Source organism: Streptomyces sp. NBC_00996 (assembly GCF_045162675.1).
In the GTDB taxonomy this organism is placed as follows: domain Bacteria; phylum Actinomycetota; class Actinomycetes; order Streptomycetales; family Streptomycetaceae; genus Streptomyces.
The window spans coordinates 5,926,161-5,945,744 of sequence record NZ_CP108723.1 but is presented as its reverse complement, the minus strand read 5'-3'; the positions used below and the strand labels follow the sequence as shown (position 1 = coordinate 5,945,744).

General features: G+C 71.2%; 12 protein-coding genes. 1 reads left to right on the top strand and 11 read right to left on the bottom strand.

All coding sequences use genetic code 11. From position 1 onward, the window contains the following. Nucleotides 1-128: 128 nt before the first annotated feature. The 9 genes from tmk to bldG all read right to left on the bottom strand — a co-directional run bounded on the left by tmk (nucleotide 129) and on the right by bldG (nucleotide 16,096). Nucleotides 129-3,479, bottom strand: a complete 3,351-nt coding sequence (gene tmk, locus OG390_RS27960; protein ID WP_406172085.1) for a dTMP kinase — start codon at nucleotides 3,477-3,479, stop codon at nucleotides 129-131. Nucleotides 3,480-3,821: 342 nt separating this feature from the next. Next, nucleotides 3,822-6,635: a type I DNA topoisomerase gene (topA, locus tag OG390_RS27955; protein WP_406172083.1), complete on the bottom strand. Its 2,814-nt coding sequence runs from the start codon at nucleotides 6,633-6,635 to the stop codon at nucleotides 3,822-3,824. Between the two features lie 237 nt (nucleotides 6,636-6,872). Beyond that, complete coding sequence (locus tag OG390_RS27950) at nucleotides 6,873-7,070, bottom strand: hypothetical protein (protein WP_406172081.1); 198 nt, start codon at nucleotides 7,068-7,070, stop codon at nucleotides 6,873-6,875. Nucleotides 7,071-7,177: 107 nt separating this feature from the next. Beyond that, nucleotides 7,178-9,595: a protein kinase domain-containing protein gene (locus OG390_RS27945; protein ID WP_406172079.1), complete on the bottom strand. Its 2,418-nt coding sequence runs from the start codon at nucleotides 9,593-9,595 to the stop codon at nucleotides 7,178-7,180. A 193-nt stretch (nucleotides 9,596-9,788) separates the two neighbouring features. Continuing rightward, nucleotides 9,789-11,318 carry a methyltransferase gene (locus OG390_RS27940; protein ID WP_406172077.1) on the bottom strand — a complete coding sequence of 510 codons (1,530 nt, stop codon included), beginning with the start codon at nucleotides 11,316-11,318 and terminating at the stop codon, nucleotides 9,789-9,791. Nucleotides 11,319-11,659: 341 nt separating this feature from the next. Further along, nucleotides 11,660-12,253, bottom strand: a complete 594-nt coding sequence (locus tag OG390_RS27935) for a small secreted protein (protein ID WP_406172075.1) — start codon at nucleotides 12,251-12,253, stop codon at nucleotides 11,660-11,662. Between the two features lie 215 nt (nucleotides 12,254-12,468). Further along, nucleotides 12,469-14,874 (bottom strand): sodium-translocating pyrophosphatase, encoded by a 2,406-nt coding sequence (locus OG390_RS27930; RefSeq protein WP_406172073.1) that lies wholly within the window; start codon nucleotides 14,872-14,874, stop codon nucleotides 12,469-12,471. A 329-nt stretch (nucleotides 14,875-15,203) separates the two neighbouring features. Continuing rightward, entirely contained in the window at nucleotides 15,204-15,641 is a 438-nt protein-coding gene (locus OG390_RS27925; protein WP_406172071.1) for an ATP-binding protein, read from the bottom strand. Between the two features lie 101 nt (nucleotides 15,642-15,742). After that, a complete protein-coding gene (gene bldG / locus OG390_RS27920) occupies nucleotides 15,743-16,096 on the bottom strand; it encodes an anti-sigma factor antagonist BldG (RefSeq protein WP_099504946.1) in 354 nt (117 codons plus the stop codon). Nucleotides 16,097-16,176: 80 nt separating this feature from the next. On the opposite strand from bldG, the gene OG390_RS27915 reads away from it, so the two are divergent. Continuing rightward, nucleotides 16,177-18,660, top strand: coding sequence for a DEAD/DEAH box helicase (locus OG390_RS27915; protein WP_406172069.1), 2,484 nt, complete (start codon nucleotides 16,177-16,179; stop codon nucleotides 18,658-18,660). Here OG390_RS27915 and OG390_RS27910 read toward each other — a convergent pair. Further along, a complete protein-coding gene (locus OG390_RS27910) occupies nucleotides 18,596-19,153 on the bottom strand; it encodes an Rv3654c family TadE-like protein (RefSeq protein WP_406172067.1) in 558 nt (185 codons plus the stop codon). The genes OG390_RS27915 and OG390_RS27910 overlap by 65 nt on opposite strands. Further along, nucleotides 19,150-19,482, bottom strand: coding sequence for a TadE family type IV pilus minor pilin (locus OG390_RS27905; protein ID WP_406172065.1), 333 nt, complete (start codon nucleotides 19,480-19,482; stop codon nucleotides 19,150-19,152). Before OG390_RS27905 ends, OG390_RS27910 begins: the two co-directional genes overlap by 4 nt. Between the last annotated feature and the right edge of the window lie 102 nt (nucleotides 19,483-19,584).

The window sequence follows — 19,584 nt, the reverse complement described above, 5'->3', positions numbered from 1 at the left end:
GGCACCGCCCTTTCGTCGCACTTTGCCTTGCCGCGTCCATTGTGCGGGTCGCCACTGACATTCGGCCCCGGCCAGGGCGAGCGGGGCCCGCCCCTCACCGGTCCTCCCGCAGCGCCGACCTCCCGGACTCAGCGGCGGCGGCCGCCCCGCCCCTCGTCCCAGTCGTCGTCCTCGCGCGAACCCAGGAGTTCGTCGGCCAGGGTCGGGAGGTCGTCCAGCGGAGTCTCCTCGGCCCAGTCGGATCGAGGACGGCGACGCGGGGCGCCCTCGTCGTCGACCTGGGGCAGCTCGCGCGTACGGTCGCCCGAACCGTCCGGCCGCGGTGCCGGCCGCTCGTCGCGGAAGAAGCCGGGCGGCACCCGGTCCGCCGGATCACCGGCGGCAGCACCGGCCGTGGAAGCACCCGGAGAGGCACCCGCACGCCCGTCCCGTACGGGAGGAAGCACCGCGGTCTCATCGGCCGCGCCCTGAGGCACGGGCGGCAGCACGGTGGTCTCGTCCGCCGCGCCCTGAGGCACCGGCGGCAACACGGCCGTCTCGTCCGCCGCGCCCTCGGGCACAGGCGGCTTCGGCAGCTTCGCCGTCTCCTCCCCATCGGGGCGAGCGCCGGACCGAGAGCCGGCGGTGTCCTCACCGGCGCGCGACCGAGCACCGGCATGGCCCTCACCCGCGCCGGACCGGGATGCGGCAGGGCTCTCGTCCGCCCGCACCGGCCGCAGCACCGCCGTCTCGTCCACCGGCCCACCCGACGCGTTCGTCGGCGTCACCACGGGCGTAGGCACCGTCGTCTCGTTGTCCGGCACGGGCGCCGCCGGAGGACCAGCCGGAGCCCCGGTCACGGGCGCCACGGCCGTCGACGCCGCCGCCTCGGCGGAGGCCGTCGCAGCCGCCGACGCGGCCGCGGCCTCCGTCGCCGCCCGCCGGGCCTGCTCGGCCCGCAGCAGGGCCTCCTCGGCCTTGCGCTGCTTCTCCAGGCGGCGCGCCTCGGCCTCGGCCCGCAGCCGCGCCTCCTCCTCGGCCTGCTTGCGCCGACGTTCCTCCTCGGCGGCCCGCGCCTGCTCCTCGGCGAGACGCCTGACCCGCTCCTCCTCGGCACGGCGGCGGGCCTCCTCGGCACGCTGCCGGGCCTCCTCCGCCTGACGCTCGGCCTCGCGCCGCTGGGCCTCCTCCAGCTCGCGCTGCTTGCGCTCCTCCTCCTCGGCACGGAGCTTGGCGAGCTGCTCCTGACGCTCGCGCTCCAGCCGCTCCTCCTCGGCCTTGCGCGCGGCCTCTTCCTCCGCCTTGCGCCGGGCTTCCTCCTCGGCCGCCTTGCGCGCCTCCTCCTGGGCCTTCACCTCGGCCTCGGAGAGGGGCAGCATCACGTCGAGGCGGTGCCGGACGACCGTGGTGACCGCCTCGGGCTCCTGCGCCGCGTCGACCACCAGGTACCGGCCCGGGTCTGCGGCCGCGAGCGTCAGGAAACCGGACCGCACGCGCGTGTGGAACTCGACGGGCTCCGACTCCAGCCGGTCCGGCGCCTCCGTGAACCGCTCGCGGGCCGCCTCCGGCGACACGTCCAGCAGAACCGTCAGATGCGGTACGAGCCCATTCGTCGCCCAGCGGTTGATGCGGGCGATCTCCGTCGGAGACAGGTCACGGCCCGCGCCCTGGTAGGCCACCGACGAGTCGATGTACCGGTCGGAGATGACGACGGCACCGCGCTCCAGCGCGGGCCGCACCACCGTGTCGACGTGCTCCGCGCGGTCGGCGGCGTACAGCAACGCCTCCGCGCGGTGCGAAAGCCCCGCCGAGGACACATCCAGCAGGATCGAACGCAGCCGCTTGCCGACCGGCGTGGCGCCCGGCTCCCGGGTCACCACGACCTCATGGCCCTTGGCGCGGATCCACTCGGCGAGCGCCGTCGCCTGGGTGGACTTGCCGGCCCCGTCGCCGCCCTCCAGGGCGATGAAGAAGCCGTTCGTGGCGGGCACCTGCGCCGGGTCGTCGCCGCCGCGCAGCGCGTCCAGCAGGTCGTGCCGCAGCGGCACTCCGGAGCGGTCGTCGACCTTGGCGAGCACCAGCGCCGCGACGGGCAGCAGCAGCGCGCCCACCAGCATGAGCGTGAAGGCGGCGCCCCCGTGCGCGAACACGAACTTGCCGTTCTCCAGGCGGTGCGGACCGATCGCGGCGGCCACCAGGGGCGCCAGGATCGCGCCGAGCGCCACGAGGACCCGTACGACCGCGTGCAGGTGTTCGGTCGTCCGAGCCCGCCGGTACTCCTCGGCCTCCTGGTCGAGCAGCGCGTGCCCGGTGTGCGCGGCGACGCCGGCGCCAATGCCCGCGAAGGCGACGATCAGCAGCACCGTGGTGACGTCCGGGACCAGCCCGGCGGCCAGCAGCGCGACTCCGGTGAAGGCGATCGCCAGTGAGAGCAGCCTGCGCCGCGACAGCGACGGCAGCACCGAAGGGGCCGTACGGATGCCGATGACGACACCCCCGGTCAGGGCCAGCACCAGCAGCCCGTACGTCACCGGTCCGCCGCCCAGGTCCTTGGCGTGCAGCACGGAGACGGCGACGGCGGCCGAGATGGCCCCGGCGACCGCCGCGCAGGCCAGGACCAGCAGCGGAATCGCGCCGGTGCGGCCCGTGTCGATGCCGGTGCCCGTCTTGGGGCGGCGCAGGCCCTCCAGCGGCGACCGCGCGCGCGGGGTGCGTGCGTCGGGCAGTTCGAGGAACGTGAGCACCGAGAGCGAGGCGGCGAACAGTCCGGCCGCCACGTACGAGGCGAGCGCCACCTGGTGCTGGTCGAACCAGTCGATCCCGGCGCCCAGCAGGTTGTTGACGAGCGACGCCACGACGAGCGCGGCGGCCGCCAGCGGCACCGCCATGAACGCCGTACGCAGCGACAGGCGCCGCAGCGCATCCATGCGGTCCGGCAGCGGGCGCACCGTGGCACCCTCCATCGGCGGCGCGGGCAGCAGCGCGGGCGCGGCGCTCTCCCGGCACACCGTCCAGAACCGCTCGGCGACACCGGTCACGAACGCGGTGACCAGGACGACGGCGAGCGCGTCGTCCGGGGTCCAGTCGATCCACAGGGGCGCGACGATGAGGAGCACTGCCCGCAGAGCGTCGGCCCCGACCATGGTCCAGCGCCGGTCGAGGGGCCCCTCCGGTGATGTCAGGGAGGTGAGCGGCCCAAGGAGTACGGCTCCGAAGAGCAGCGTCGCGAGCACGCGTGCCCCGAAGACGGCCGCCACGGCCAAGGCCACTCCGCGGTAGCCACCGCCGAAGGAACCCTCGAGGATCGCTGCCTGGAGGGCCAGGACGACCAGCACGAGCAGGGCCAGGGCGTCGGCGACACCTCCTACGAGCTGTGCGCTCCACAGCCGCTTCAATTGCGGCTGGCGCAGCAGCGCGCGCACGGCGCGCTCGCGGGAATCTGCGACCAGGGCGTCGTCGGGGGCCGGGTTGTGGGCCGTTGGCTGCTCGGCTCGCGTCATCCTGCAAGCCTATCCGGACCCACTGACTCCCCGAAGGGGTGGCCGAACATACGGACGCCCCCACACCGGAAGGTGTGGGGGCGTACGCGTGCCGGGCACGTCGGGCACACAGAATCCGACGATCGCAAGGCACCGGGACCGAGCCTTGGCAGGCACACGGATCACGACGCTCGGGAGGCCGCCGTCATCCCTGCAGCCTCAGCTCTCCGAGACCGGCACCTCCGTAAAGAAGCCTCAGCCCTCCAAAGCCACCGCCTCCGTAAAGAAGCCTCAGCCCTCCAAAGCCACCGCCTCCGTAAAGAAGCCTCAGCCCTCCAAAGCCACCGCCTCCGTAAAGAAGCCTCAGCCCTCCGAAGCCACCGTCTTCTTCGCGGCGGCCTTCTTGGCGGGTGCCTTCTTGGCAGCCGTCTTCGAAGTCGTCGTCTTCTTTGCCGCCGTTTTCTTGGCAGGGGCCTTCTTGGCCGGAGCCTTCTTGGCGGCCGTCTTCTTCGCGGTCTTCTTGGCCGGGCCCTTGGCGCGCTTCTCGGCGAGCAGCTCGTAGCCGCGCTCCGAGGTGATGTCCTCGACGCTGTCGCCTGAGCGCAGGGTCGCGTTGGTCTCGCCGTCGGTCACATACGGCCCGAAACGGCCGTCCTTGACGACGACGGGCTTCCCGCTGACCGGGTCCTCGCCCAGCTCCTTCAGCGGCGGCTTGGCGGCCGCTCGGCCACGCTGCTTGGGCTGAGAGTAGATCTCCAGCGCCTCTTCGAGCGTGATGGTGAAGAGCTGGTCCTCGGACTGCAGCGAGCGCGAGTCCGTGCCCTTCTTCAGGTACGGCCCGTAGCGCCCGTTCTGCGCGGTGATCTCCACGCCCTCGGCGTCCTTGCCGACGACGCGCGGCAGGGACATCAGCTTGAGGGCGTCCTCGAGCGTCACCGTGTCGAGCGACATCGACTTGAACAGCGAGGCCGTACGCGGCTTGACCGCGTTCTTGCCCGTCTTCGGGGTGCCCTCGGGGAGCACCTCGGTGACGTACGGGCCGTAGCGGCCGCCCCTGGCGATGATCTGGTGCCCGCTCTCCGGGTCGGCGCCCAGCTCGAAGTCACCGCTCGGCTTGGCGAGCAGCTCCTCCGCGAGGTCGACCGTCAGCTCGTCGGGGGCCAGATCCTCGGGCACATCGGCGCGCTGGTGGTTCTCGGAGTCCTTCTCGCCGCGCTCGATGTAAGGGCCGTAGCGCCCGACGCGCAGCACGATGTCGTTGCCGACCGGGAAGGACGACACCTCACGGGCATCGATGGCACCCAGGTCGGTGACGAGCTCCTTGAGGCCGCCGAGGTGGTCGCCGTCGCCGTTGCCGGCCTCGGCGGCACCGGTCGCCTCGCCCTCGCCGAAGTAGAACCGCTTCAGCCACGGCACGGCCTGCGCCTCGCCGCGCGCGATGCGGTCGAGGTCGTCCTCCATCTTGGCGGTGAAGTCGTAGTCGACGAGCCGCCCGAAGTGCTTCTCCAGGAGGTTGACCACGGCGAACGACAGGAAGGACGGCACGAGTGCCGTGCCCTTCTTGAACACGTATCCGCGGTCGAGGATGGTCCCGATGATCGACGCGTACGTCGACGGGCGGCCGATCTCGCGCTCTTCGAGCTCCTTGACCAGGCTGGCCTCGGTGTAGCGGGCCGGCGGCTTGGTCGCGTGCCCGTCGACCGTGATCTCCTCGGCGGACAGCGGGTCGCCCTGGCTGACCTGCGGAAGGCGGCGCTCGCGGTCGTCGAGCTCGGCGTTCGGGTCGTCCGCGCCCTCGACGTACGCCTTCAGGAAGCCGTGGAAGGTGATCGTCTTGCCGGACGCGCTGAACTCGGCGTCGCGACCGTCGGAAGCGGTGCCCGCGATCTTCACGGTGACCGAGTTTCCGACCGCGTCCTTCATCTGGGAGGCGACGGTCCGCTTCCAGATCAGCTCGTACAGCTTGAACTGGTCACCGGTCAGACCCGTCTCGGCCGGGGTGCGGAAACGATCACCCGAGGGCCGGATCGCCTCGTGCGCCTCCTGCGCGTTCTTGACCTTGCCGGCGTAGGTCCGCGGCTGCGCCGGCAGGTAGTCGGCTCCGTACAGCTGCGTGACCTGGGCGCGGGCGGCGGAGATCGCCGTGTCCGAGAGGGTCGTGGAGTCCGTACGCATGTAGGTGATGAAGCCGTTCTCGTACAGCTTCTGCGCCACCTGCATGGTCGCCTTCGCGCCGAAGCCGAGCTTGCGCGAGGCCTCCTGCTGGAGCGTCGTCGTACGGAACGGGGCGTACGGCGAGCGGCGGTAGGGCTTGGACTCGACCGAGCGGACCGAGAAGTTCGTGTTCTCCAGGGCGGCGGCGAGCGCGCGGGCGTTCGCCTCGTCCAGGTGGAGCGTGTTCGCGCTCTTGAGCTGCCCCAGCGAGTCGAAGTCGCGGCCCTGGGCGACGCGCTTGCCGTCGACCGTCGTCAGGCGTGCGACCAGGGACGACGGGTCGCTCGAGTCACCGGCGCGGCCGGTGCCGAAGGTGCCGGTCAGGTCCCAGTACTCGGCGGAGCGGAAGGCGATGCGCTCGCGCTCCCGCTCGACGACGAGGCGGGTCGCCACGGACTGGACACGGCCCGCCGACAGGCGCGGCATGACCTTCTTCCACAGGACCGGCGAGACCTCGTAGCCGTAGAGGCGGTCGAGGATGCGGCGGGTCTCCTGGGCGTCGACCATGCGCTGGTTGAGGTCGCGCGGGTTGGCGACGGCCTCGCGGATGGCCTCCTTGGTGATCTCGTGGAAGACCATTCGCTTGACCGGGACCTTGGGCTTCAGGACCTCCAGGAGGTGCCACGCGATGGCTTCGCCCTCGCGGTCCTCATCGGTGGCGAGGAAGAGTTCGTCGGAGTCCTTCAGCAGGTCCTTGAGCTTCTTGACCTGGGCCCTCTTGTCAGCGTTGACCACGTAGATCGGCTGGAAGTCGTGCTCGACGTCCACGCCGAGGCGGCGCACCTCGCCGGTGTACTTCTCCGGCACCTCCGCGGCGCCGTTCGGGAGGTCGCGGATGTGCCCGACGCTCGCTTCGACGACATAGCCGGGGCCGAGATAGCCCTTGATCGTCTTCGCCTTGGCAGGCGACTCGACGATGACGAGTCGGCGGCCGCCGTGTGCGGTGTCGCTGGTCGGGGACAACTTCGCTCTTCTCTCCGGTCGACGCGGGGGGTCCTCCCCAGGTCTTGCTCCCGGGGGTCGGGTCGTGCTGACGCTGCGGAGTGTGACGGTACATCCCGCCCCCGTGTCAAACGGGAAAAGCCCGCAACGGCCACTCGAACGGTAACCCGACTACCGCCATTCCTGCCGCCCGGAGTGTCCACCAGCCCTTTCGGGCCTATCCGGAGCGTGACCTCCCAGTTACCGGAGCCCCGGTCCTCACGCGCGCGTGAAACACCACATCCCGAGTGCCAGCGCACCGGTTCCGGCGACGCTCGCGAGCGTCGCCGATGCGACGCGGTTCACACCGTGGGCGACGGGCTCGCCCTGCCGCAGCCGGGCCACGGTCCAGGCCAGCAGTCCGCCGCCGAACAGGGCGAACACCGTCCCCGCGAAGATCGCCGGTCCGCTTTCCATGGTGTGTCCTTCCGCCCCGAGTCCTCAGGCTCGGGAGGCTGGCACGCCCCGGAAGCGGACGTGCGAACCTGCGGTGAACGCCGGGCAACCAGAATCCCATGGGGCGCTCAGACCGTGCCGGGCGTGGGTATCTTCCCGGTCGTCTTCGTGTTGTCGGTGTGGCCCACCGTGCACACGACTGTGGTGAATCCGTCGTTCCAGTCCTCCTTGTCGCCCAGCCAGCCGTAGGTCTTCAGCTCCGATCCGGGCGCCCAACTCGACTCGAACTTGTTGCTGCAGAGCTTTCCTCCGTTGTCGATCCCCTTCTTGTAATCCATGTCCTTGGGCGCCGCGGCGAAGCCGACGACCTGGTCGGTGTGCGGCTTGGCACAGTCGGTCAGCAGAGAATCGAACGAGTCGCCACCCTTGTCGACGTACGTCCAGCAGTCCCCGATGGCCATCTGCGCGGCGTACAGGTCCATGTTCTTGTCGCGGAACCGTGCCACTTCGCCCCCGATGGGGACATGCCGTCCGAGTACGAGACATGCCGTAGCCCCGTCGGCCGCCGTGAACCCCGCCTTCGTCGGGACGAGGGCATAGGCACCGGCGTCGGGCAGGGCCGTGGCCACCGGCTCGGCCTGCGCCGCGCAGCGTGTCGTGCCGTGGGCGCGGGCGTCGGCGTAGTCGCTCGCCGTGTCGACCGCCACGACCTGGCCGTCCGGCCAGTCGTCGGCACAGTCCACGACGCCCAGGTTCGGCACCGACTTGAACGGCGTGCCCGACCAGACCGCCTTCACACAGTCGCCCGCCTGCAACGGGTCGGTGAGCCCCGCCTGTTCGCCGTACGGGTAGACCGGCCCCGTCGGCTCCGGCGCCGACGTGCTCGCCGAAGTCGACGGGGCCTTCTTCGCCCCGCTGTCTTTCTTGCCGCCGTCGCCGCCGGTCAGTGAGACGACTGCCCAGGCGCCGCCTGCGATCACGAGAACGACGGCCACGACGAGGGCGATGACGGCGGCGACAGGCTTCTTGCGCCCCGCGTGCGGCGGAGGCGGTCCGGGCGGACCGCCCGCGTAGGGCCCCGGCACGGAGCGGCTGCCCACGGACGGGTGGGGCGGCGGGGGCGAGCTGCCCTCGCCGGTCCCCGCGTACGGCGAGTCCGGGCCGTACGCGTAGGGGTTGTTGCGCAAGTCGTACGCACCCTGCGGGGCCGCCGAACTCCAAGGGGCGTACGGCGGCGGGGTGCCGGAGGCCGGTGCGGCGGGGCCACCCGGTGTGACGGGACCGCCGGCTCCGGGGGTGTCGCCCGTGCCCGGCCCGGCCGGACCACCCGGCGTCTGCGGGGTGTTCGGCGTCGGGGGCGCGCCCGGCGTCTGCGGGCTGTGCGGGGTCGATGGGGTACCCGGCGTCGATCCCCCGGCCGGGTCCGCGTACTGACCGCCGTACGGCCCCTGCGCCGAAGCCCCCGACTGCCCCAGGGGCGAGCCCGCGACATACCCGGGAGGCGCGCCCCCCACATACCCCGGAGGTGCGCCCGCGACCTCGTCCGAGGGCACGCTCGCGGACGGGCTGCCGGGCGCGGCCCCGAATCGGCCGGGCGGCGGCCCAATTCCGCCGGGCGCAGGCTCCGGCAGGGGCGTCGCTCCCCACCCGGGCGGGGGCCCGAACCCAGCGCCCGCCGCTCCCCGCACCACGCGCTCCAGCCCCCGCGCGACCGCCTCCGGCGACGACCTCCGCACCGGGTCCTTGACGAGCAACCCGTGGAGCACGGGCGACAGTTCACCGGCGCGGGTCGGCGGCGTGGGCTCCTCGCCGAGCAGGGCCGTCAGCGTCGCGTAGTCGCCGCGGCGGTCGAAGGGGCCGCGGCCTTCGACGGCCGCGTACAGCGTGGCGCCCAGGGAGAAGAGGTCGGCGGCGGGGGTGGGCGGCTCGCCGCGGGCGCGCTCGGGGGCGAGATACCCGGGCGTGCCGAGAATGCCGGCGGTGGCGGTGAGCCGTGGCTCGCGGGACTCCGGCTGGAGCGCGATCCCGTAGTCGGTGAGCAGCACGCGCGCGTAGGGGTCGCCCGAAGCATCCGGCGCCAGAAGGATGTTGGCCGGTTTCACATCCCTGTGGAGGATGCCGATCCGGTGTCCCGCGGTGAGCGCGTCGAGGACGGCGAGCCCGATCCGGGCAGTCCCGGCGGGCGACAACGGCCCCGACTGCCGTACCACCGCCTGGAGATCGATCGCGTCCGGCACGTACTCCATGACGATCCACGGCAACCCCTCGTGCACCACCACGTCGTGCACGGTGGCCACATGGGGATGCCCGCGCAACCGCGCCGCGTGCCGGGCCTCGCTGCGCGCCCGCGCGATGCGCTGCACGGGCTCGCTCGCGTCCATCGGCACGTCCGGCAGCGCGACCTCCTTCATGGAGACCTCGCAGGCCAACTCCTCGTCGTACGCGAGCCATACGCGCCCCATGCCGCCCGCGCCGAGCGTCCGCAGCAGCCGATACCGGCCACTGATGACCCTGCCCTCGCCCTGATCCGGCGTCTCCCCCGCCATCACGCCTCCCCCGAGACAGCGCGCCTCCCCCGAGGGCGCGTGGAGCTTGTCTCTTGAAGGTAGCTTCGCACGCACCACTGACAGGAGCCCTTTTGCGGGCCAATCGCATCCAATCCCGCCAGAACGGGCACATGCGACTCAGCGGTGCGGGTACGCCTCAGGAGCTACGCAGCCGACTCGTCCGCGCCCCTCTTCACACCGCGGGTTCGAGGAACCCCTGCTCCACCAGCAGCCGAATCTGCGCGGGTGTCCGGTCGCGCAGCAACACCGGGTCCTCGCCGACCAATTGGGCGATGGCGTCGAGAATCCGGCCCGCACTGAGCGTGCCGTCGCACACGCCCGCGAAGCCCGCGCCGACCGTGTCCACCTTGGTGGCCCGGCGCATCCCACGGTGCTGACGCAGCACCACGTGTTCCGGGTCCTCGGCGCCGGGCAGCCCCACCTGCTCCTGGACGACCTCTTCGACGAGCTTGAAGTGCCCGGCGAGCAGAGCCGCGTCGTCGTGCGCCCGGAGATAGTCGACGCGATCGAAGTGCGCGCGCACGGTCTCGCCGAGCGGCTGCTCCACGGCGTGCGGCCACTCCTCCACCGTGATCGAGGGCACGGCGGCCGTCGCCCTGCGCAACGTGATCCACCCGAAGCCCACGGCCCTCACCTTGCGCGCCTCGAACTCGTCCAGCCACGCGTCGTACCGCGCCTGGTACTCGGCCGGGTCGTCGCGATGGTCGCCCGCGTCCCGCAGCCACAACTCCGCGTACTGCGTGACGTCCTGGACCTCGCGCTGCACGATCCACGCGTCGCAGCCGCGCGGCACCCAGGAGCGCAGCCGGTCCTGCCAGTCCTCGCCCTCCACGTGCTGCCAGTTGGCCAGGAACTGCGCGTACCCCCCTTCGTTCAGGCGATCGCCCGCCTGTTGAACGAGCGTGCGGCACAGATCGTCCCCGCCCATCCCGCCGTCGCGGTAGGTCAGCCGGGCGCCTGGCGAGATCACGAAGGGCGGGTTCGAGACGATCAGGTCGTACGTCTCGTCGTCGGCGATCGGCCCGAAGAGGGAGCCCTCGCGCAGGTCGGCGGCCGGGGCGCCGGAAATCGCGAGGGTGAGCGCGGTGATGTGCAGCGCACGGGGGTTGAGATCGGTCGCGGTCACACGCGTCGCGTGCTGCGCGGCGTGCAGGGCCTGGATCCCGGAGCCGGTGCCGAGGTCGAGCGCGGCGGCGACGGGCGTACGGACGGTGATGCCGGCAAGGGTCGTGGAGGCCCCGCCCACTCCGAGGACGACGCCTTCCTCCCGGCTGCCGATACCCCCCGCGCCGCCGACGGCGCACCCGAGGTCGGACACGATGAACCAGTCGTCGCCGTCGGACCCGCCGTACGGCCGGATGTCCACGGTCGCGGCGACCTCGCCCCCGCCCACCCGGGCCAGCCAGCCGCTGTCCAGACAGTCCTCGACCGGCAGCACGTCCGCCACGCGCGCCCGCGGCACCGGCTGCTGCAGCAGGAAGAGCCGTACGAGCGCCTCCAGCGGCGTGTCCCCGCGGGTCGCCCGGAGGGCGGGCACGGTCTCACTGCGTGCCAGCGCCGCGTACGCGGGGGCGCCGAGCAGGTCGAGCAGTCCGTCGGCGGTGAAGGAGGCGCCGAGCAGGGCGTCCCGCAGCCGAGCGGCGACGTCGACGCGATCGGACGAGGGCAACGGTGACAGGCTGGTATGACTCACGCCTCCCATTGTGTCCGCTCCCGACGAAAGGGACGTACACCCGTGGACAGCCCACGCCGACGCCTGTGGACAGCCGTGTGCCTACGTCGGCGGGCCACCGCCCGCCGCCTCTCCACGGGCGGCCAAGCGGCCCACGGCGGACAGCCCGTGCCGGGGGCACGCAGCCCACTCAGCGGCCCATACACGCGCGAACCCCATGCCGAGGGCCCGTGCACCCGCAGCCCGCGCCGAGAACCGGCACAGGCGCACCTCACGCCGAGGACCGGCACGCCCCCACCCCGTGCCGAGGGCCCGGCACGCACGCGTACCGGGCCCTCCTTCGATTGACCGAACGACCGCTCTCCCAGGGATCAGCCCTTGGTCGCCGAAGGCGACGCGGACGCGGCCTTGCAGCTCGCCTGCGTGGCCATCGCCTTGCCGACCTCGCCCTCTTCCAGCTTCTTCAGGGCGTCGGTACCGCTCTGGCTCAGCTTGCCGAGCTGCTCGGCAACCCCGCTGAGTCCATCGGCGAACTTCGCCTGGTCCTTCGTGTTCAGGGCCTGCGACTGCTTCCCCAGGTCGGCGTAGGAGGCGGAAAGGTCGTTGAGCTCCTTGACCGCGTCCTCCTGCTTCTTCTTGCCGTCGTCGACGTCCGGCGGGCCGGCCTTCTCGATGGCGGCCGCCATCACCTTGTAGGCATCCGAGATGTCCTGGAAGCCCTTGGTGTCGGCCTTCTGGACGTCCTCCGGCGCGCTGTCGTCCGAGGCCTCCTTCTGGATCGCGACGTTGGCGGTCGCGATCTTCTTGATCTGCGGCTGCACCGCGACGCAGACCTGCTTGGCCCAGGAGTTCAGCTTGTCGTTGTTGTCGCTGCTGCTACTGCATCCCGACAGCGCCAGTACCAGTACCGCACCGCCGGACAGTGCGGCCGCGAGCTTCTTGTTCACCGGATTGGTCCCTTCCATGGCTCTCGGCCCCGGAACATACACGCCAAGCGGGCGACATTAGCGTGCCGAATGTCCGTCTGAACAGCTTTTGTAGCCATTTGTACCAAGCGAGAGAAGGCTCACGGAGAAGGTGTGAACACACACAAGGCGGGCGGAGGCGCGTGAATACGCGCCTCCGCCCGCCCAGTGCGCGGAACCCTGACCAGGTGCGAGGCCAGAAACGGTCCGGTTGCCTACGAAACCACCGCGGGATCGGCCGGCTTCGACACCCGCTCGGCGTTGCCTTCGTCACCCACAGCGATCCCGCGCCGCTTGGAGATGTACACCGCGCCCACGATGACGAGGATCGCGAGAACGGCGATGAGTACCCGCACACCGACGCTCTTGTCGTCGCCGTACGAGAACTTGACGACCGCCGGCGCGATCAACAGCGACACCAGGTTCATCACCTTGAGCAGCGGGTTGATCGCGGGGCCCGCGGTGTCCTTGAAGGGGTCGCCGACCGTGTCGCCGATCACCGTAGCGGCGTGGGCCTCGCTGCCCTTGCCGCCGTGGTGACCGTCCTCGACGAGCTTCTTCGCGTTGTCCCACGCACCACCGGAGTTGGCGAGGAAGACCGCCATCAGCGTGCCGGTGCCGATCGCGCCCGCGAGGAACGAGCCGAGCGCGCCGACCCCGAGCGTGAACCCGATCGCGATCGGGGTGAGGACGGCGAGCAAGCCGGGCGTGGCGAGTTCGCGCAGCGCGTCCTTGGTGCAGATGTCGACGACGCGCCCGTACTCGGGCTTCTCGGTGTAGTCCATGATCCCGGGGTGCTCGCGGAACTGCCGCCGCACCTCGTAGACCACTGCCCCGGCGGATCGTGAGACCGCGTTGATCGCGAGCCCCGAGAAGAGGAAGACGACCGCGGCGCCCGCGATGAGACCCACGAGGTTGTTGGGCTGCGAGATGTCCATCATCAGGTTCATCGGAGCACCCGCGCCCGAGACCTTCTCGCCCACCTCGCTCGCGGCCGTGGTGATCGCGTCCCTGTACGAGCCGAACAGCGCAGAGGCTGCGAGGACGGCCGTGGCGATGGCGATGCCCTTGGTGATGGCCTTGGTGGTGTTGCCCACGGCGTCCAGGTCGGTGAGCACCTGGGCGCCCGCGCCCGTGACGTCGCCGGACATCTCGGCGATGCCCTGCGCGTTGTCGGAGACCGGCCCGAAGGTGTCCATGGCGACGATGACGCCGACCGTGGTGAGCAGTCCGGTACCGGCCAGCGCCACCGCGAAGAGCGCCAGCATGATCGACGTACCGCCGAGCAGGAACGCCCCGTAAACGCCGAGGCCGATCAACAGGGCGGTGTAGACGGCCGATTCGAGACCCACGGAGATACCGGCGAGGACGACGGTGGCCGCGCCGGTGAGCGAGGTCTTGCCGATGTCCCGTACGGGACGGCGGGTGGTCTCGGTGAAGTAACCGGTCAGCTGCTGGATCAGCGCGGCCAGCACGATTCCGATCGCCACCGCGACGACCGCGAGGACCCGCGGGTCGCCGTCCTTGGCCTTGATCGCCGCGTCCGTGACGCCGTCCAGATCGGCGTACTTCGCCGGGAGGTAGACGTAGACGGCCGTGGCCACCAGTGCCAGTGAGATCACCGCGGAGATGAAGAAACCGCGGTTGATCGCGGACATGCCACTGCGGTCGGAGCGCCGGGGCGCCACCGCGAAGATGCCGACCATCGCGGTGAGTACGCCGATCGCGGGCACGATCAGCGGGAACGCGAGACCGGAGTCGCCGAACGCCGCCTTGCCCAGGATGAGCGCCGCGACCAGCGTGACGGCGTACGACTCGAAAAGGTCGGCCGCCATGCCCGCGCAGTCGCCGACGTTGTCGCCCACGTTGTCGGCGATGGTCGCGGCATTGCGCGGATCGTCCTCCGGAATGCCCTGCTCGACCTTGCCGACCAGGTCGGCGCCGACGTCGGCGGCCTTGGTGAAGATGCCGCCGCCGACACGCATGAACATGGCGATCAGCGCCGCGCCGAGACCGAAGCCCTCCAGGACCTTCGGCGCGTCGGCCGCGTACACCAGCACCACACAGGAGGCGCCCAGCAGACCGAGCCCCACCGTGAACATGCCGACGACGCCGCCCGTGCGGAAAGCGATCTTCATGGCTTTGTGCGAGACGGCAGTGAGATCCTTTTCGGGCTCACCCTCCGCCGGGGTCGCTTCCCGTGCCGCGGCGGCCACGCGGACATTGCTCCGTACGGCGAGCCACATACCGATATAACCGGTGGTCGCCGAGAACGCCGCGCCGATCAAGAAGAAGATCGATCGGCCCGCACGCTGATTCCAGTCGTCCGCGGGCAGCAGCATGAGCAGGAAGAACACCACCACGGCGAATGCCGCGAGGGTGCGCAGCTGCCGCCCCAGATAGGCGTTGGCGCCCTCCTGGACCGCTGCCGCGATCTTCTTCATGCTGTCGGTGCCCTCGCCCGCCGCGAGCACCTGGCGCACCAGGACCCCGGCGACCACGAGCGCTGCCAGCGCGACGGCCCCGATGGCCATCACGATGAGACGGTTGTCGTCGGTCAGTACTGCGGCTGCGAAGGTTGTGGATTGGTCAAACTGATGAGGGGTAGAAAGCCCCGCCATTCGTCCTCCTTGACGCCTGTGCTGAGCTCAAGATGTGGACGGATTGTAGGTACCGGAACCTGATCAAAACAGTGCGCGGTAAACGGAATTAGCCTTCACATGCTCTTCAGCAAATGATCGACGCGTGTCCACGGAACCCGAAAGAGGTAATGCCCTAAAAGCGTTGACGCTTGATCAAATAATCGCGTGATTGATCGTGAATGAATTCACGAAAAGGCGGGCGCCCGGGCAGGGCACGCAAAAGGGCCCTGCTGAGCAGGGCCCTTCGGGTTTGCCACGAGGTTGCGCCGGGGCTGCGACCGGGATGCGATCCAGCCGCGGTCGGGGGGTCAGGAAGCGAGCGTGGCCGGCGGCGTGGTTGGCCAGCTCATCCTGATCAGTCCGCCGTTCTCCCCGGCGGTGACTTCCACGTCGTCGACGAGGCCGCTGATGACCGCGAGGCCCATCTCGTCCTCCTCGGCGTCGGCGTCCGAGTCACCGGGGGCGGCGGCGGACACCGTCCCACCAGTAACCGCATGCGGCGCCTCGTCGCCGACCTCGATGGAGAACTGCTTCTCGTCCTCGATCAAGCACACCCGCACCGGCGCCGAGATGCCGCTGCTCTGGTGAAGTCCGACGGCACGACTGCAGGCCTCGCCGACAGCGAGCCTGACCTCGTCGAGGACGGCCTCGTCCACTCCGGCCCTGCGCGCCACCGCTGCCGCCACAAGCCGGGCGGTCCTGACGTGCTCGGGCAGCGCGCTGAAGCGGAGTTCAACGGTGGCCATGCATCCCCCTCAGACTTCGGGCGTGCTGTCGGGAGGACGGGGCTGTGGCCCAGTCCCCCACTTCTGGCGAGCCCGGGCACACGGCCCGGGAAGACCGATGGTCAGTCGGTGGCGTTGACCGCCTCCTCCACCGAGGTGTGAATCGGGAACACCTTGGTGAGACCGGTAATACGGAAGATCTTGAGAATGCGCTCCTGGTTGCAGACCAGTCGCAGTGAGCCCTCATGGGCCCTTACGCGCTTCAGGCCGCCCACCAGCACGCCGAGCCCGGTGGAGTCGAGGAAGTCCACGCCCTCCATGTCGACGACAAGGTGGAAACTGCCGTCGTTCACCAGCTCGACCAGCTGCTCGCGCAGCTTTGGCGCGGTATATACATCGATTTCGCCACCGACCTCGACGACCGTACGGTCGCCGTTAGGGCCGGGCACATTGCGAGTCGACAGGGACAGGTCCACGGATCCTCCAGCACCTTGCTATCGAGCGGTCGCCCCATGGGACACCTCGGCAGAGCCCCCGGGACGGTTCGCCAGCCGCGATGGCATTCAATCACTTACCGGCAGGCGTGCACGACGCCTTGGCCCCATTGTCCGTCACGCCAGTGACACACTCGATGCCGATGGCCAAGAATCACCGATCCGATCGACCCTCGTCGGACACCGCTTCCCGCCCCTCGCCGGGCACAATCCTGGACCGGCTCGCCTCGGGACCGAGCCGGACTTCGCGCATCACTCATACGGAGCACTTGCCCCCGCGCGAGGGCCGCCATGCCGTCTGGCCCGACCGGATCCGCTCGGAGGTCATCGCCGCGGTGCAGGCCGCGGGCATCGAGCACCCCTGGGCCCACCAGGCACGGGCCGCCGAGCACGCCCTGGACGGCGAGTCGGTGATCGTCGCCACGGGCACGGCGTCCGGCAAGTCCCTGGCATACCTCGCCCCGGTCCTGACGGCCCTGCTGGACGGCTCCGAGGCCCCGAACGGCCGTGGCGCCACCGCGCTGTACCTGGCCCCGACGAAGGCCCTCGCGGCCGACCAGCGCCGCTCCGTGAAGGAACTTTCACAACCTTTGGGCAATGCCGTACGCCCAGCCGTGTACGACGGCGACACACCCTTCGAGGAACGCGAATGGGTGCGCCAGTACGCCAACTACGTCCTGACCAACCCCGACATGCTGCACCGCGGGATATTGCCCTCCCACCCCCGCTGGTCCTCCTTCCTCCGCTCGCTGCGCTACGTCGTCATCGACGAGTGCCACACCTACCGCGGGGTCTTCGGCTCCCACGTCGCCCAGGTGCTGCGCCGCCTGCGCCGCCTGTGCGCCCGCTACGGCGCCTCTCCCGTCTTCCTGCTGGCCTCCGCGACCGCCGCCGAGCCGTCGGTGGCCGCGCGTCGGCTGACCGGCCTCCCCGTCGTCGAGGTCGCGGACGACGCCTCCCCACGAGGGGAACTGGTGTTCGCCCTCTGGGAGCCTCCGCTCACCGAGCTGCACGGCGAAAAAGGCGCACCCGTTCGGCGTACCGCCACCGCCGAGACGGCCGATCTGCTGACTGACCTCACCGTCCAGGGCATGCGCTCGATCGCCTTCGTACGGTCCCGGCGCGGCGCCGAGCTGATCTCGGTGATCGCCCAGGAGCGCCTCGCCGAGGTCGACCGCTCGCTGGCCCGGCGCGTCGCGGCCTACCGCGGCGGCTACCTCCCCGAGGAACGCCGCGCCCTCGAACGTGCCCTGCACTCCGGCGAACTCCTCGGCCTCGCCGCCACCACCGCCCTCGAACTCGGCGTCGACGTCTCCGGCCTGGACGCCGTCGTCATCGCCGGCTACCCGGGCACCCGCGCGTCCCTGTGGCAGCAGGCGGGCCGGGCAGGACGCTCGGGGCAGGGCGCGCTGGCGATCCTGGTCGCCCGCGACGACCCACTGGACACGTTCCTCGTCCACCACCCCGAGGCACTGTTCGACCAGCCCGTGGAATCCACCGTCCTCGACCCCGACAACCCGTACGTCCTCGCCCCGCACCTGTGCGCCGCCGCCGCCGAAATACCGCTCACGGACGACGACCTGGAGCTCTTCGGGCCGGCCACCGCCGATCTGCTGCCGCAGCTGGAGGCCGCGAAGCTGCTGCGCCGCCGGACGAAGGCCTGGCACTGGACACGCCGGGAGCGGGCCGCCGATCTGACCGACATCCGCGGGGAGGGCGGCAGCCCGGTGCAGGTCGTCGAGGCCGGGACCGGTCGGCTGCTCGGCACGGTCGACGCCGGCGCCGCGCACACGACGGTCCACGAGGGCGCGGTCCATCTGCACCAAGGCCGTACGTATCTGGTGCAGAAGCTGGACCTGGAGGACTCCGTCGCACTCGTCGAGGAGGCCAACCCGCCGTATTCGACGGTCGCCCGCGACACGACGTCCATCTCCGTCCTGGAGACCGACGTCGAAGTCCCCTGGGGCGACGGCCGACTGTGCTACGGCTCCGTCGAAGTCACCAACCAAGTCGTCTCCTTCCTGCGTCGACGTGTCATCACCGGGGAAGTGCTGGGCGAGACGAAACTCGACCTCCCTCCTCGTACGCTGCGCACGCGCGCCGTCTGGTGGACGGTCACGGAGGACCAGCTCGACGCGGCCCGCATCAGCCCGGAGATCCTCGGCGGCGCCCTGCACGCCGCCGAGCACGCGTCGATCGGCATGCTGCCGCTCTTCGCCACCTGCGACCGCTGGGACATCGGCGGCGTGTCCGTCCCGCTGCATCCGGACACCCTGCTGCCCACCGTCTTCGTGTACGACGGTCACCCCGGCGGCGCGGGCTTCGCGGAGCGCGCCTTCCACACCGCCCGCACCTGGCTCACCGCCACCCGCCAGGCGATCGCCTCCTGCGAGTGCGACGCCGGCTGCCCCTCCTGCATCCAGTCGCCCAAATGCGGCAACGGGAACGATCCCTTGCACAAGCGGGGCGCCGTACGGCTGCTCACGGAGTTGCTGCGGGCGGCGCAGGAGGGCCGAGCGCAGGACGATGGAGCGCCTGGCGATTGACCGCCGCCGGCGGCTCCGGGTCCGGCCGGGGCGGGCCGACGGCCGGGCCTGGGGAGACCGGCCCTGTAGGTCCCGCGGGGCCGAGCTCGACCGGTCCAGCGGGTCCCGCCCTCGATCTGACCTCCGCGGCGAACGGTCCTCTGCCCGACGCCGCCGTCACGTCCGAGAGCTCACCCTCGACCGCGCACCGGACGAGTCGCGCGCGCTGCGCCCGTGCCACCCGTTCCGCCCGGGCGCAGGCCGCCGTGCCACCGTCCATCCAGTGGTCCGCCGCGGCGAGTGCCGCCAAGTCGGCCGCCCCCGCCGCACGGTGCCGGACCACGACGACCTGCCCCATTGCCAGGACCGCCCCGAACACAACACACAGCGCGGCGATCGCCCCGACGGTCCAGACCGTTGCCGACCCTCTGTCCGAGGAAGTCGCCGATCCTCCGACAGAGGAATGGGCACGCGTGGCGTGAGGGGTCCGCGTGGCCCAACCACCTTCCCTCATCCGCCAACCACCCCCACCGTCTCCTCCGCCAGGGCAACGGCCTCGTCGCTCAGCTCCACGGACAGCGCGTCGGGACCCGGCGCAGTCGCGGTGACCGTCACCCGGACCAGGTCGTTCTCCCGGCTCACGGTCACCTTCGCGCCGCGCGGTGCCGCGCGGCGGGTCGTCGCGAGAACCATGTCGGGCGGGTCCTGGCGCGCCGCCGCGCGGGCTCCGGCTCTCGCCGCGTCCACGCACTGGATCTGCGCGGACGCGGCGAGCAGGGCCCAGACCAGCGCTATTCCGACGAGCACCAGCGAGGGCAGCACCACGGCGGCCTCGGCGGTCACGAATCCACGATCCCGACACGGGGCCGGGCCACTGGCAGCCCGTTCGCGCCCCGGCGCATGGGCCGGGCCACGCGCCCGCCGTTCACGCCCGGCCGAAGCGGC

Excerpts from the sequence above, each read along its gene's own strand:
- tmk (WP_406172085.1), bottom strand. The coding sequence starts at position 3,479 with ATGACGCGAGCCGAGCAGCCAACGGCCCACAACCCGGCCCCCGACGAC.
- OG390_RS27950 (WP_406172081.1), bottom strand. The coding sequence starts at position 7,070 with ATGGAAAGCGGACCGGCGATCTTCGCGGGGACGGTGTTCGCCCTGTTC.
- OG390_RS27945 (WP_406172079.1), bottom strand. The coding sequence starts at position 9,595 with ATGGCGGGGGAGACGCCGGATCAGGGCGAGGGCAGGGTCATCAGTGGC.
- OG390_RS27940 (WP_406172077.1), bottom strand. The coding sequence starts at position 11,318 with ATGGGAGGCGTGAGTCATACCAGCCTGTCACCGTTGCCCTCGTCCGAT.
- OG390_RS27935 (WP_406172075.1), bottom strand. The coding sequence starts at position 12,253 with ATGGAAGGGACCAATCCGGTGAACAAGAAGCTCGCGGCCGCACTGTCC.
- OG390_RS27930 (WP_406172073.1), bottom strand. The coding sequence starts at position 14,874 with ATGGCGGGGCTTTCTACCCCTCATCAGTTTGACCAATCCACAACCTTC.
- OG390_RS27925 (WP_406172071.1), bottom strand. The coding sequence starts at position 15,641 with ATGGCCACCGTTGAACTCCGCTTCAGCGCGCTGCCCGAGCACGTCAGG.
- OG390_RS27915 (WP_406172069.1), top strand. The coding sequence starts at position 16,177 with ATGGCATTCAATCACTTACCGGCAGGCGTGCACGACGCCTTGGCCCCA.
- OG390_RS27910 (WP_406172067.1), bottom strand. The coding sequence starts at position 19,153 with ATGAGGGAAGGTGGTTGGGCCACGCGGACCCCTCACGCCACGCGTGCC.